This is a genomic window from Pseudomonas sp. FA117, assembly GCF_057370475.1.
This window is the reverse complement of record NZ_CM170675.1, coordinates 1,004,639-1,017,845: the sequence shown is the minus strand read 5'-3', so window position 1 is coordinate 1,017,845 and position 13,207 is coordinate 1,004,639. Positions and strand designations below refer to the sequence as shown.

Genomic DNA, 13,207 nt, shown 5'->3' with positions numbered 1-13,207 from the left:
GATCGGGCAGGCAGGAAAAAGGTTGGAGCATCCTTGTCAGCGGGCGCAACTGTCCTGCTCAAAATCTGAAGGCCAGCCCGACTCCTGTGGGAGCGGGCTTGCCCCGCGATCGGGCGCCAAGCGCCCGCTCCTGCGAAGTCGGGCCCAGCGCCAGATCCCGGGAAGTCGTTACTTGCGCTTGTCCTTGCGCTTCTTCTCGGCCTTCTTGTGGTGCGACATCAAGCGGCGCTTCTTGTTGACCTGGCGATCGGTGAGGGTGTTCTTGTTGCCCTCGAACGGGTTCTCGCCGCCCTTGTACTCGATGCGGATCGGCGTACCGACCAGCTTCAGCACGCGGCGATAGGTGTTTTCCAGGTAACGCGAGTAGGAACGCGGGATCTTGTCGGTCTGGTTGCCGTGGATCACGATCAGCGGCGGGTTGGCACCGCCGAGGTGGGCATAGCGCAGCTTGATCCGGCGACCGTTGACCAGCGGCGGCTGGTGCTCGCTGATGGCGTCTTCGAGAATCTGCGTCAGGCGGCTGGTCGGCCAGCGGGTGACCGCCGACATGAACGCGGCCTGCACCGACTTGTACAGGTGGCCCACGCCAGTGCCATGCAAAGCGGAGATGAAGTGGATGTCGGCGAAGTCGACGAAGAACAGCCGGCGCTCCAGTTCGGTCTTCACGTAGTCGCGCTCGCCCGACTCCATGCCATCCCACTTGTTCAGGGCGATGACGATGGCACGGCCGGCTTCCAGGGCGAAGCCCAGCAGGTTCAGGTCATGGTCGACCACGCCTTCGCGGGCGTCCATGACGAAGATCACCACGTTGGCGTCCTTGATCGCCTGCAGCGTCTTGACCACCGAGAACTTCTCGACTTCCTCGTGGATCTTGCCGCGCTTGCGCACCCCGGCAGTGTCGATGAAGGTGTACTTCTCGCCATCACGCTCGAACGGGATGTAGATACTGTCGCGGGTGGTGCCCGGCTGGTCGTAGACCACCACGCGCTCTTCACCGAGCATGCGGTTGACCAGCGTCGACTTGCCGACGTTGGGGCGACCGATGATGGCGATCTTGATGCCATCCTTCTCGCTCGGGCCCGGAATACGCACCGCTTCCTCGCCTTCGGCGACTTCGGCGTCCAGCGCTTCCTCGACCTGGTCGCGCGGGATATGGCCGAGCACGGCCTCCATCAGCGCGTTGATGCCGCGGCCCTGGGAGCCAGCCACCGGGATGGCGTTGCCCATGCCCAGCGGCGAGAACTCGGCGCGGGCGACGTCGGCATCGATGTTGTCGATCTTGTTGGCGACCAGGATCGCTTCCTTGTTCCGCTTGCGCAGATGCTCGGCGATCATCTGGTCGGCGGCGGTCATGCCGGCGCGGGCATCGACCAGGAACAGCACATAGTCGGCTTCCTCGATGGCCATCAGCGATTGCTCGGCCATCTTCTCGTCCATGCCCACTTCGTCGCCGGTGATACCGCCGGTGTCGATGAGGATGAACGAACGACCCTGCCAGCTGGCATCGCCGTACTGGCGATCACGGGTCAGGCCCGACAGGTCACCGACGATGGCATCGCGGGTCTTGGTCAGGCGGTTGAACATGGTGGATTTGCCGACGTTCGGCCGTCCCACCAGGGCGATTACGGGAACCATGCGGCTCTCCACTCTTGAATTCTTGAAAATGCAAAGGCCGCTGCAAGGCAGCGGCCGGAGTTCGGGCGGCGCTTCCTGCGCCGCAGCCTGAAACCGATGACGGTCTCAAGCATAGCTTCAGCGGATGGTCAGTGCCTCGAGCTTGCCGCTGTTGCCATAGACGTAAATGGTGTCGCCGACCACCAGGGGCCGGGCGCGCAGGCCATCGCTGTCGATACGCTCACGGCCGACGAAGCGACCATCGACCTGGCTGAGCAGGTGCAGGTAACCCTCGAAGTCACCCACCGCGACGTAGCTGGAGAACACTTCCGGCGCCGACAACTGGCGACGCGCCATCGAGTCGTTGGTCCACAGCGCGGACGAGGAGCGCTCGTCGACGCTCTCGACCGTGCCCGACGCTTCGCTGACGTAGACGTTGCCAAAGCCCTGGGCGACACCGACGTAGCTGGAGGCATCACGCTGCCACAGCACCCGGCCGCTTTCCAGGTCAAGGCCTGCGACACGGCCCTGGTAGCTGCTGACGTACAGGGTGCCACCGGACAGCAGCAGGCCGCCGTCGATGTCCACCACGCGGTCCAGTTCGGAACGGCCCTGCGGGATGGCCACGCGAGCCTCCCACACCGGCACGCCGTTCTGGGTGTCGACAGCGACTACCTTGCCGGTAGACAGGCCGGCCACCGCCAGACGGTTGGTGACGATCGGCGCACCCGTACCACGCAGGGTCAGGACCGCCGGCGAGTTCTCGTAGATCCAGCGGCGATCACCGGTGCTGAAATCCAGGCCGACCAGACGGTCGTCCTGGGTCTGCACCACGACCACATCACCGTTGGTGGCAGGCGGGGCCAGCACTTCGCTGGTCACGCGCGAGCGCCAGCGCTCTTCGCCGGTGCTGGAGTCCAGGGCGATGACCTCACCCTTGAGGGTGCCCATCATCACCAGGCCGTAGCCCACGCCGACAGCGCCGGACACCGGCACTTCCAGGTCCTTCTTCCACACCACGTCACCGTTGAGGCGGTTCAGTGCGAAGACCTTGCCGTTGACGTCGGCAGCGTAGATGCGGTCGTTCTCGATGGCCGGAACCAGGGTGTTGTACTTGTCACCCTGGCCGTCACCGATCGAACGGCTCCACTCTTTCTTGAGCACCACCTCTTCGGTGAACTTGGTCAGTTCGGCCGGGGGCAGTTCCTTCTTGCTGTTGCTGCTGCAACCCGCGGCCAGGACGGCCAGGGCGAGCACTGCTGCTTGTTTCCAACCGGTCACTTCACGCGTCCCCTTTGGCCAGGTCATCCAGCTTCAGTTGCAGGCCACCGATCGCGGCGTCGTCGGACAGCGCGGCCTTGGCTTTTTCATACGCACCATGGGCATCGTCGGCGCGGCCCAGCTGGACCAGCAGGTCGCCCTTGAGCTCCTCGCGGCTGGCCAGGAAAGCCTTGTCGGCGTCACCGTCGAGCAGCTTGAGAGCGTCTTCGGCCTTGTCCTGGGCCGCGAGCACGCGGGCCAGGCGCTGACGCGCGATTTCGCCCAGGGTGGCATCGGCCGGCTTGTCCATCACACCCTTGAGTTCGGCGGCGGCGTCATCGAGCTTGCCGCTGTCGACCGCGACCTTGGCCACGAACAGGCTGCCGTACTGGGCATAGGCCGAACCGCCGAACTCGCTCTTGAGCTTGCCGGACAACTCGGCGACCCTGGTCGCATCCGGCTTGCCGTCAGGCGTGAGGGTGGTTTCCACCAGCGCCTGGTACAGCGCCGAGGCGCCCTGCGACTGGTTGCTCTGGTACTTGTGCCAGGCCTGCCAGCCCATCACCACTGCGGCGGCGAGCAGGGCACCGGTCAGCAGCGGCTTGCCGTTGCGGTTCCACCAGTCCTTGGCTGCGGCCAGGCCATCATCATCGGTACTCGACACCCCAATACTCCTTTTCAGCAATTCGGCTGTTTGACCGCTTCACGCCTGCGCGAGAGCAGCTTGCAGGTGCTCGGCCAGAGCATCCCAGGCAATGTTCTGTTGTTCGCCCTGGCCACGCAGGGGCTTGAAACCTACCACTTGTTGCGCCAGCTCGTCGTCCCCCAGGATCAGGGCGAACAGTGCCCCGCTCTTGTCGGCCTTCTTGAACTGGTTCTTGAAATTGCCACCACCGGCGTTCACCGCCAGGCGCAGGCCCGGCAGGCGATCACGCAGTTGTTCGCTGAGCTTCAGGCCAGCGAGCTCGGCCTGCTCGCCGAAGGCGCACAGGTAGACGTCCAGGGTGCGGCTGATCGACTCGGGCACCTTGCCCAGGGTTTCGATCAGCAGCAGCAGGCGCTCGATGCCCATGGCGAAACCCACGCCGGCAGTGGGCTTGCCGCCCATCTGCTCGACCAGGCCGTCGTAGCGACCACCCGCGCACACCGTGCCCTGGGCGCCGAGCTTGTCGGTGACCCACTCGAACACGGTCTTGCTGTAGTAGTCCAGGCCGCGCACCAGCTTGGTGTTGATCACGAACGGAATGCCGGCGGCGTCCAGGCGGGCCTTCACGCCCTCGAAGTGCACGCGGGACTCTTCGTCCAGGTACTCTTCGAGCTTCGGCGCGCCGACCAGCGCGGCCTGGGTACCTTCGTTCTTGCTGTCGAGGATGCGCAGCGGGTTGCTCTTGAGGCGGCGCTGGCTGTCTTCGTCGAGTTGGTCGAGACGCTCGGAGAGGAACTCGACCAGCGCATCGCGGTAGCGCGCACGGGCTTCGCTGGTGCCCAGGCTGTTGAGTTCCAGGGTGACGGCGTCCTGGATGCCCAGCAGCGCCCACAGGCGCCAGGTGAGCATGATCAGCTCGGCGTCGATATCGGGACCGGCCAGGTTGAACACCTCGACACCGATCTGGTGGAACTGGCGATAGCGCCCCAGCTGCGGACGTTCGTGACGGAACATCGGGCCGACGTACCAGAGCTTCTGCACCTGGCCATTGCCGATGATGCCGTGCTCGAGCACGGCGCGCACGCAGGCGGCGGTGCCTTCAGGGCGCAAGGTCAGCGAGTCCTTGTTGTCCTGGAAGGTGTACATCTCTTTTTCGACGATATCGGTGACTTCACCGATCGAGCGCTTGAACAGCTCGGTGAACTCGACGATCGGCGTGCGGATCTGGCTGTAGCCATAGGTGTCCAGCAGGCCGGCCACGGTGCCTTCGAAGTAGCGCCACAGCGGCGATTGCTCCGGCAGGATGTCGTTCATGCCACGGATGGCTTGCAGCGATTTGCTCACGAAAAGTCCTTACGAATCTGTGTATCAGCCGCGGGCGATCAGCGCCGCGTCGGCCTCGACCTTCTCGGCCGCTTTCTGGCGAATGAGCTTTTCCAGCTCGTCGACCAGGTTGTCGTTGGTCAGCTTCTGCGCCGGCTTGCCATCGATGTACACCAGGTTGGGGGTGCCACCGGTCAGGCCGACGTGGGATTCCTTGGCTTCGCCCGGGCCGTTGACCACGCAGCCGATCACGGCGACGTCCAGCGGTACCAGCAGGTCTTCCAGGCGCCCTTCCAGCTCGTTCATGGTCTTGACCACATCGAAGTTCTGCCGCGAGCAGCTCGGGCAGGCGATGAAGTTGATGCCACGCGAACGCAGGTGCAGCGACTTGAGGATGTCGTAGCCGACCTTCACTTCCTCGACCGGGTCGGCCGCGAGGGAAATGCGAATGGTATCGCCAATGCCTTCGGCGAGCAGCATACCGAGGCCGACGGCGGATTTCACCGTTCCCGAACGCAGGCCACCGGCTTCGGTGATGCCCAGGTGCAGGGGCTGGACGATCTGCCTGGCCAGCAGGCGGTAGGCTTCGACGGCCATGAACACGTCGGAGGCCTTGACGCTGACCTTGAAGTCCTGGAAGTCGAGACGGTCGAGGTGCTCGACATGGCGCAGTGCCGACTCCACCAGCGCAGCCGGGGTCGGTTCGCCGTACTTCTTCTGCAGGTCCTTTTCCAGCGAGCCCGCGTTGACGCCGATGCGAATCGGGATGCCACGGTCGCGGGCGGCATCGACCACCGCACGCACACGGTCTTCGCGACCGATGTTGCCCGGGTTGATGCGCAGGCAGTCGACACCCAGTTCGGCAACGCGCAGGGCGATCTTGTAGTCGAAGTGGATGTCGGCAACCAATGGCACGCTGACCAGTTGCTTGATCTTGCCGAAGGCTTCGGCGGCGTCCATGTCCGGCACCGAGACGCGGACGATGTCGACCCCGGCATCCACCAGGCGCTGGATCTGCCCGACGGTGGCGGCGACATCGTTGGTGTCGGTGTTGGTCATGCTCTGCACCGCGATGGGGGCATCACCCCCCACCGGCACATTGCCGACCCAGATTTTGCGGGATTCGCGACGTTTGATCGGAGATTCGCCGTGCATGACTTACTGTCCCAACTTCAGGCGAGCGGTTTCGCCACTGGTGAACGGGGCGACATCGACGGCCTGACCGTTATAGCTGACCTGCGCGCCACGGGCGAAGCCCAGGCGTACCGCGAACGGCGGCTTGCCGGTCAGTTCCAGGCTGTCACCCTTGCGCTTGATCGCGCTGAACAGCACCTTGCCGTTGCCATCGGTGACCTGGGTCCAGCAATCGGCGGTGAATTGAATGGAAACCTTGCCATCGCCGGCGGCGACCACCGCAGGCGGCGCGGCATGCGTGGCCGGTGTTGCAGGAGCGGGCGTGGTGGCCGGCACCTGCGCCTGGACCGGCGCCTGGGCGACCGGTGCGACCGGAGCAGGCGCGGCAGCGGCTGCAGCGTTCGCTGCCGGGGCCTCGGCGGCCGGCTCGGTCGCGGCCTGCTCGGCAGGCGCCTGCTCGAGCGGCAGCGGCGCGCTTTCAGGTTGCTGACCGGCGGTCACCGCCTGGTCTTCCGGCTCGTCGAGCGGATGGATCTGGGTGGTGCCGTCGGCGCTCTCGACCTCGACATGCTCCAGGGCGATCTTGGCCAGGTCCTTGCCGCGCAGGCTGCTCTGGTCCTGCCACCAGAAGAAGCCGCCACCGACCACCGCCACCAGCAGCAGCAGGCTGACGACACGCAGGATGTTGTGCGACAGGCGCACCGGCTCCTCGATTCGCCCCAGGGCATGCACTTCGCTGCCCTTGGCATGGGTGCCGGTGATCTGGTCGAAGGACTCGACCAGCGGGGCCTGGTCCATGTCCATCAGCTTGGCGTAGGCACGGATGTAGCCGCGCGCGAAGGTATGCCCGGGAAGCTTGTCGAAGGCGCCGGTTTCCAGGTTGTTCAGCGAAGTGACCGTGAGGTTCAGCTTACGGGCGACCTCGGCCTGCGACCAGTTCCGGTTCTCGCGGGCCTGGCGCAAGACTTCACCGGGATTCTGCTGAATCGCTGCTGCTGCTTCGGGGTGCGCGGCTTTCATCGTTGCTCCGACAGGTATTGCTGATATTCCGGCGTACCGGGATAAAGTCGTTGTAATTTCTCGCCCAGCTCGGCCGCGGTGCCGTGTTCTTCGAAGACTCGGGCAAGGCGGCTGCCCAGCAACAGGCTGCGGGCGTCATGGTCGCCATGCTGGCTGAAACGGTCGTAGTAGTCACGGGCCGGCACATAATGCCTGTTTTCGTAGGACAACTCAGCCATTTCCAGCAACGCCCTCGGTTGCCGCCGGTCGAGCTGCAGGGCCTTGCCCAGGTAGTCGTGCGCCTGTTCGCGGCGCCCTTGCCTGAGCGCGGTCAGGCCAAGGTTCTCATAGACCCGGGAACGCTCAGGATACAGGGTATCGTCGGCGGCTTGGCGAAACATCTGCTCTGCCTGGCGAAAATGCCCTTGAGCATATAGGAAACTGCCGTAGTTGTTGCGAATCCGCGTGTCATTCTCACGTAGCGACAGGGCCTCGCGGAAATGGCCATCGGCCAGATCAGGCTCGCCCTGGGCCTGGAAAACCAGGGCCAGGGCGGCATGGGCGTCGGCATCGCGGGGGTTCAGCTCGAGTGCCCTGGCCAGCGGCGCCTTGGCTTGCTCGGTCATGTCCTGTTGCAAATAGCCCAGGCCCAACTGCACGTAGGCGCGCCCTGCATCTGCCCTGCCCTGGCGCGTGGACAGCGGATCGCCGGCGCCGCCGGACACGCAGCCGGCCAGCAGCACGAGCGACAGGATCGACAGCGCGGCGCGCAGGGTCATCGGCGGGGTCCGTCAGTGACGCGCGGCGTCTTGCAGCTCGCTGCCATCGGCGTTGAGCTGGCGAACGGCGATGTAACGCTCGCTGCGGCGGGTACGGTCGTTGACCTGGCCGACCAGCTGGCCGCAGGCCGCGTCGATGTCGTCACCGCGGGTGGTGCGGGTGGTGACGTTGAAGCCGCCGTGGTGCAGCAGGTCCTGGAAGCGACGGATGGCATTGTTGCTCGGCCGCTCGTAACCGGAGTGCGGGAACGGGTTGAACGGGATCAGGTTGATCTTGCACGGCACGTCACGCAGCAGCTCGATCATCTGCGCGGCGTGCTCGGGCTGGTCGTTGACGTCCTTGAGCAGGGTGTACTCGATGGTCAGCACGCGCTTGCCGCCGAGGGTGGACATATAGCCCATGCACGACTCGAGCAGCATCTTCAGCGGGTACTTCTTGTTGATCGGTACCAGCTTGTTGCGCAGCTCGTCGTTCGGCGCGTGCAGCGACAGGGCCAGCGAGACGTCGATGTGCTTGGCCAGCTCGTCGATCATCGGCACCACGCCCGAGGTGGACAGGGTGACGCGACGCTTGGAAATGCCATAGCCCAGATCTTCCATCATGATCTTCATGGCGGCGATGACATTGTCGAAATTCAGCAGGGGTTCGCCCATGCCCATCATGACCACGTTGGTGATGGCGCGGTCGATCTTGGCCGGGACGGTCCCGAAGGATTTGTTCGCAAGCCACACCTGGCCGATCACTTCGGCGGCGGTGAGGTTGCTGTTGAAGCCTTGCTTGCCGGTGGAGCAGAAACTGCAGTCCAGGGCGCAGCCGGCTTGCGACGAAACGCAGAGCGTGCCGCGGTCGTCGGTGGGAATGTAGACGGTCTCGACGCAGCTGCCGGAGGCAACGCGGACCACCCATTTACGGGTACCGTCGGCGGAAATGTCTTCGCTGACCACTTCCGGGGGGCGTATCTCGGCAACAGCCTCGAGCTTTTCGCGCAAGACCTTGCCTACGTTGGTCATGTCTGCAAAGTCGGACACGCCAAAATGGTGAATCCATTTCATCACCTGACCGGCACGGAAGCGCTTCTCCCCGATCGAGTCGAAGAACTGTTCCATTTCCGGCAGGGTCAGCCCCAACAGGTTGATTTTGCCAGTAGATGTCGTCATGGATTCACCCTCACTCGTCAGCTTTCGCTTAGCGAGTGGTTACCTCGGTAGCTGCGAAGAAGTAAGCGATTTCGCGAGCGGCAGCGGCTTCGGAGTCCGAACCGTGGACGGCGTTGGCGTCGATCGACTCGGCGAAGTCGGCACGGATGGTGCCGGCAGCGGCTTCTTTAGGGTTGGTGGCGCCCATCAGCTCACGGTTCAGAGCGATGGCGTTCTCGCCTTCCAGCACCTGAACGACGACCGGACCGGAAGTCATGAAGGCAACCAGGTCACCGAAGAAGCCACGAGCGCTGTGCTCGGCGTAGAAGCCTTCGGCTTCGGCCTTGGACAGTTGCTTGATTTTCGAGGCGACGATTTTCAGGCCGGCTTCTTCGAAACGGGTGGTGATCTTGCCGATCACGTTCTTGGCAACGGCGTCAGGCTTGATGATGGAGAAAGTACGTTGAACAGCCATGGAAAACTCCAGAATTTGAGTGTTGCGAAAAATTAAACCCGCGAATTATACGCGGGTTCCAGGGGATTGCCTAACCTGCAGAGACGCTCAGTCGGCTTCTTCGATCCAGGCCGCCTGGATGGCCTCGAGCACTTTCTCACCGCCGCGTGACGGATCGTCGCTGAACTCTGGCAATGCCAGCACCCAGCGGTGCAGATCGACGAAATTCACGTAACGAGGATCGACTTCCGGCTTGCTTTCCGCAAGCTGGATAGCGATCTCAAGTACATCAATCCATTTCAGACTCATGCTGCAAAACCTCAGTGCGGCGCTTCAGCGGCGTGGTTGAGCGAATACTTGGGGATCTCGATGGTCAGGTCCTGATCGCCCACCACCACCTGGCAACCCAGGCGCGACTGGGCCTCCAGGCCCCAGGCCTTGTCCAGCATGTCCTCTTCCAGCTCGTCGGCTTCTTCCAGCGAGTCGAAACCTTTGCGAACAATGCAGTGGCAGGTGGTGCAGGCCTTGACGCCACCGCAGGCACTTTCCATCTCGATGTGATGGTCATGGGCCAGCTCCAGGATGTTGGTCCCGGTCGGCACGTCCACGGTCAGCCCCTCGGGACAGAACTTCTCATGCGGCAGGAATGTCACCAGCGGCATCGGTTACTCCTCGATCTCATTCAGGTTGCGCCCGGCCAGTGCGGCTTTGACCGTCGAATCAAGGCGACGGGCGGCAAAAGCATCGGTCACCTGCGACAGACGCTTGGTCTGTTGCTCGATGGCCGCGCCATCGGTGCCGGTGAGCAAATCACGCAGTTCTTGCATCTGGAAGGCGATCGCCTCGCGCTCGTCGTCGCTCAGCAGACGTTCGCCGTCGGCGTCCAGGGCACCCTGTACCGCTTCGAGCAGGCGCTCGGCATCGACCTGGTGCTCGCGCAGCTGGCGCGCCTGCTTGTCGGAGCCTGCGTGCTCGAAGGAGTCCTTGAGCATGCGGGCGATCTCGCCGTCGGTCAGACCGTAGGACGGCTTGACCTGAATGCTCGACTCCACGCCCGAACCCAGTTCGCGTGCAGCGACGCTGAGCAGGCCGTCGGCATCGACCTGGAAGGTGACGCGGATCTTCGCCGCACCGGCAACCATGGCCGGAATGCCGCGCAGCTCGAAGCGGGCCAGCGAGCGGCAGTCGCTGATCAGCTCGCGCTCGCCCTGCAGGACATGGATCATCATGGCCGACTGGCCATCCTTGTACGTGGTGAACTCCTGGGCGCGGGCCACGGGAATCGTGGTGTTGCGCGGAATCACCTTCTCCATCAGGCCGCCCATGGTCTCAAGACCGAGCGACAGCGGGATGACGTCCAGCAGCAACAGCTCGCCACCCTCGCGGCGGTTGCCGGCCAGGGTATCGGCCTGGATCGCGGCGCCGATGGCGACCACCTGGTCCGGGTCGATCGAAGTCAGCGGGGCACGGCCAAACAGCGTGCCGACCGCTTCGCGCACGCGAGGCACACGGGTCGAGCCGCCGACCATCACCACCTCACGCACCTCTTCCAGCTCCACGCCGCTGTCGCGCACGGCGCGGCGGCAAGCCTTGAGGCTACGGGCGATCAGCGGCTCGATCATGGCTTCGAAGGCCGCGCGGCTGAGCTCGCCCTGCCAGGCGCCGTGGACGACGCTGACGCTGTCGGCGTCGGTCAGGGCTTCCTTGGCGGCGCAGGCGGCCTGCAGCAACTGGCGCTGGGTCGCCGGGTCGAGGTCGGCAGACAGCCCTGCCTGCTCGATGATCCAGCCGGCAATGGCGTGGTCGAAGTCATCGCCACCCAAGGCCGTGTCGCCACCGGTGGCCAGCACTTCGAAGACCCCGGCGGTCAGGCGCAGGATCGAGATGTCGAAGGTGCCACCGCCCAGGTCGAAGATCGCCACCACGCCTTCGGCGTTCTGGTCCAGGCCATAGGCCACGGCCGCGGCAGTCGGCTCGTTGAGCAGGCGCAGCACGTTCAGGCCAGCCAGGCGCGCAGCGTCCTTGGTGGCCTGGCGCTGGGCATCGTCGAAATAGGCCGGCACGGTGATGACCGCGCCCACCAGCTCACCACCGAGGGTGTCTTCGGCGCGCTGGCGCAGGACCTTGAGAATGTCGGCCGACACTTCCACCGGGCTCTTGGGCCCCTGGACGGTGTCGATGAACGGCATGTGCGACTCGCCGCCGATGAAGCGGTACGGCAGCTGCTCACCGAGCTGCTTGACGTCGGCAAGGCCGCGCCCCATCAGGCGCTTGACCGACAGGATGCTGTTGAGCGGGTCGCTGGAGGCGGCGTCGCGCGCGGCCTGGCCGACTTCGCTGCGGCCTTGCAGGTAGCGCACCGCAGACGGCAGGATGACATTGCCCTGGGCATCGGGCAGCGGCTCGCTGCGACCGCTGCGCACGGCAGCGACGAGAGAATTGGTGGTACCCAGGTCGATACCCACCGCCAGGCGACGCTGGTGCGGCTGGGGGCTCTGACCGGGTTCGGCGATCTGCAGTAGGGCCATGCTTATCTGAATACCTTAGGCGTCATCACGGGCAACGCCGGGGTTAATCGTCGAGGCGCTCTTCGAGTTGGCGCACTTCTTGGGCGAGCTTGTCGAGGAACTGCATGCGGCGCATCAGGCGCTCGGCCCTGTCGCGCTCGGCAGCTTGATCCCAGCAGGCGGCGAAATCCTCGTTGAGCGTGTCCTGGGCGGCCTTCAAGCGCTTCTTGAACACGGCAACGCCGTCGAGGTCGGCCTCGTCCTGCAGCTCTTCGAGCTCTTCGCGCCACTGCATCTGCTGCAGCAGGAAGTCAGGGTCGTGGACCGTGACCTCCTGGGGCACTTCATGGCCGCTGACGGCCAGCAGGTAACGCGCCCGACGCGGCGCACTGCGCAGCGTCTGGTAGGCGTCGTTGAGGGCCGCGGATTTTTCCAGGGCAACACGCTGCTCGCGCTCGGAAGCGTCGGCGAAGCGGTCCGGATGGACCTCACGGGCCAGCTCGCGATAGCGGCTGGCCAGCTTGTCGAGGTCCAGGCGGAAGCCCGGCTGCAGGTCGAACAGGGCGAAATGGCAAGGAGTACCCACGTCAAGCCTCAGACATTGAAGCTTTCGCCGCAGCCACACTCACCGCGCACGTTGGGGTTGTTGAACTTGAAGCCTTCGTTCAACCCTTCCTTGACGAAATCCAGCTCGGTGCCGTCGAGGTAGACCAGGCTTTTCGGGTCGATGATGACCTTCACGCCGTGGTTCTCGAACACCTGGTCCTCTGTGGCCAGCTCGTCGACGAACTCCAGCACGTAGGCCAGGCCCGAGCAGCCGGTGGTGCGCACGCCCAGGCGGATGCCCTCACCCTTGCCGCGCCCGTCGAGGGAGCGGCGAATGTGGTTGGCGGCGGCTTCTGTCATGCTGATAGCCATCGGAACTCCTTACCTTGCAACAGGCGACTTAGAGCAAGCCTTTCTTCTGCTTGTAATCGCGAACGGCTGCCTTGATGGCATCCTCGGCGAGTACCGAGCAGTGGATCTTGACCGGCGGCAACGCCAGTTCTTCGGCGAGCTGGGTGTTCTTGATGGTCTCGGCTTCGTCCAGGGTCTTGCCCTTCATCCACTCGGTGGCGAGGGAGCTGGAAGCGATGGCCGAACCGCAGCCGTAGGTCTTGAACTTGGCGTCTTCGATGATGCCCTGCTCGTTGACCTTGATCTGCAGACGCATCACGTCACCGCAGGCCGGGGCGCCGACCATGCCGGTACCGACATCCGGGTCCTCGGCATTCATCTTGCCGACGTTGCGCGGGTTTTCGTAGTGGTCGATGACCTTTTCACTGTATGCCATGGTGCAATTCCTTCCTCATCA

At 64.4% G+C, this 13,207-nt stretch carries 15 protein-coding genes; all 15 read right to left on the bottom strand.

Annotated features, from left to right (window positions below; genetic code table 11):
* Positions 1-168: 168 nt before the first annotated feature.
* The 15 genes from der to iscU all read right to left on the bottom strand — a co-directional run bounded on the left by der (position 169) and on the right by iscU (position 13,186).
* Entirely contained in the window at positions 169-1,635 is a 1,467-nt protein-coding gene (gene der / locus AC1TXO_RS04770) for a ribosome biogenesis GTPase Der (protein WP_486405254.1), read from the bottom strand.
* 117 nt (positions 1,636-1,752) lie between these two features.
* Complete coding sequence (gene bamB, locus AC1TXO_RS04765; RefSeq protein WP_486406787.1) at positions 1,753-2,895, bottom strand: outer membrane protein assembly factor BamB; 1,143 nt, start codon at positions 2,893-2,895, stop codon at positions 1,753-1,755.
* Between the two features lies 1 nt (position 2,896).
* Positions 2,897-3,538, bottom strand: a complete 642-nt coding sequence (locus tag AC1TXO_RS04760) for a tetratricopeptide repeat protein (protein ID WP_486405253.1) — start codon at positions 3,536-3,538, stop codon at positions 2,897-2,899.
* A 39-nt stretch (positions 3,539-3,577) separates the two neighbouring features.
* The gene (hisS, locus tag AC1TXO_RS04755; protein ID WP_486405252.1) at positions 3,578-4,864 is read right to left on the bottom strand and encodes a histidine--tRNA ligase; all 1,287 of its coding nucleotides are present in this window, start codon (positions 4,862-4,864) and stop codon (positions 3,578-3,580) included.
* Between the two features lie 24 nt (positions 4,865-4,888).
* A complete protein-coding gene (gene ispG, locus AC1TXO_RS04750) occupies positions 4,889-5,998 on the bottom strand; it encodes a flavodoxin-dependent (E)-4-hydroxy-3-methylbut-2-enyl-diphosphate synthase (RefSeq protein ID WP_054892556.1) in 1,110 nt (369 codons plus the stop codon).
* 3 nt (positions 5,999-6,001) lie between these two features.
* A complete protein-coding gene (locus tag AC1TXO_RS04745) occupies positions 6,002-6,997 on the bottom strand; it encodes a RodZ domain-containing protein (protein ID WP_486405251.1) in 996 nt (331 codons plus the stop codon).
* Entirely contained in the window at positions 6,994-7,755 is a 762-nt protein-coding gene (gene pilW / locus AC1TXO_RS04740; protein WP_486405250.1) for a type IV pilus biogenesis/stability protein PilW, read from the bottom strand. Before pilW ends, AC1TXO_RS04745 begins: the two co-directional genes overlap by 4 nt.
* Before the next feature lie 12 nt (positions 7,756-7,767).
* Positions 7,768-8,913 (bottom strand): dual-specificity RNA methyltransferase RlmN, encoded by a 1,146-nt coding sequence (gene rlmN / locus AC1TXO_RS04735; RefSeq protein ID WP_486405249.1) that lies wholly within the window; start codon positions 8,911-8,913, stop codon positions 7,768-7,770.
* Between the two features lie 28 nt (positions 8,914-8,941).
* Positions 8,942-9,367: a nucleoside-diphosphate kinase gene (gene ndk, locus AC1TXO_RS04730; RefSeq protein ID WP_008092560.1), complete on the bottom strand. Its 426-nt coding sequence runs from the start codon at positions 9,365-9,367 to the stop codon at positions 8,942-8,944.
* Between the two features lie 87 nt (positions 9,368-9,454).
* Positions 9,455-9,655 (bottom strand): Fe-S cluster assembly protein IscX, encoded by a 201-nt coding sequence (gene iscX / locus AC1TXO_RS04725; protein ID WP_003257859.1) that lies wholly within the window; start codon positions 9,653-9,655, stop codon positions 9,455-9,457.
* Positions 9,656-9,666: 11 nt separating this feature from the next.
* On the bottom strand, positions 9,667-10,008 hold the full coding sequence (gene fdx / locus AC1TXO_RS04720; RefSeq protein WP_486405248.1) for an ISC system 2Fe-2S type ferredoxin: 342 nt from the start codon (positions 10,006-10,008) through the stop codon (positions 9,667-9,669).
* 3 nt (positions 10,009-10,011) lie between these two features.
* Positions 10,012-11,874, bottom strand: a complete 1,863-nt coding sequence (gene hscA / locus AC1TXO_RS04715) for a Fe-S protein assembly chaperone HscA (protein ID WP_486405247.1) — start codon at positions 11,872-11,874, stop codon at positions 10,012-10,014.
* A gap of 43 nt (positions 11,875-11,917) precedes the next feature.
* Complete coding sequence (gene hscB / locus AC1TXO_RS04710) at positions 11,918-12,439, bottom strand: co-chaperone HscB (RefSeq protein WP_486405246.1); 522 nt, start codon at positions 12,437-12,439, stop codon at positions 11,918-11,920.
* 8 nt (positions 12,440-12,447) lie between these two features.
* Complete coding sequence (gene iscA / locus AC1TXO_RS04705; protein WP_486405245.1) at positions 12,448-12,771, bottom strand: iron-sulfur cluster assembly protein IscA; 324 nt, start codon at positions 12,769-12,771, stop codon at positions 12,448-12,450.
* 28 nt (positions 12,772-12,799) lie between these two features.
* On the bottom strand, positions 12,800-13,186 hold the full coding sequence (gene iscU / locus AC1TXO_RS04700) for a Fe-S cluster assembly scaffold IscU (protein WP_062383507.1): 387 nt from the start codon (positions 13,184-13,186) through the stop codon (positions 12,800-12,802).
* Between the last annotated feature and the right edge of the window lie 21 nt (positions 13,187-13,207).

Coding starts and splice junctions, on each gene's coding strand:
- fdx (WP_486405248.1), bottom strand. CDS start 10,008: ATGCCGCTGGTGACATTCCTGCCGCATGAGAAGTTCTGTCCCGAGGGG.
- der (WP_486405254.1), bottom strand. CDS start 1,635: ATGGTTCCCGTAATCGCCCTGGTGGGACGGCCGAACGTCGGCAAATCC.
- iscU (WP_062383507.1), bottom strand. CDS start 13,186: ATGGCATACAGTGAAAAGGTCATCGACCACTACGAAAACCCGCGCAAC.
- ispG (WP_054892556.1), bottom strand. CDS start 5,998: ATGCACGGCGAATCTCCGATCAAACGTCGCGAATCCCGCAAAATCTGG.
- hscA (WP_486405247.1), bottom strand. CDS start 11,874: ATGGCCCTACTGCAGATCGCCGAACCCGGTCAGAGCCCCCAGCCGCAC.
- AC1TXO_RS04745 (WP_486405251.1), bottom strand. CDS start 6,997: ATGAAAGCCGCGCACCCCGAAGCAGCAGCAGCGATTCAGCAGAATCCC.
- iscA (WP_486405245.1), bottom strand. CDS start 12,771: ATGGCTATCAGCATGACAGAAGCCGCCGCCAACCACATTCGCCGCTCC.
- iscX (WP_003257859.1), bottom strand. CDS start 9,655: ATGAGTCTGAAATGGATTGATGTACTTGAGATCGCTATCCAGCTTGCG.
- ndk (WP_008092560.1), bottom strand. CDS start 9,367: ATGGCTGTTCAACGTACTTTCTCCATCATCAAGCCTGACGCCGTTGCC.
- rlmN (WP_486405249.1), bottom strand. CDS start 8,913: ATGACGACATCTACTGGCAAAATCAACCTGTTGGGGCTGACCCTGCCG.
- pilW (WP_486405250.1), bottom strand. CDS start 7,755: ATGACCCTGCGCGCCGCGCTGTCGATCCTGTCGCTCGTGCTGCTGGCC.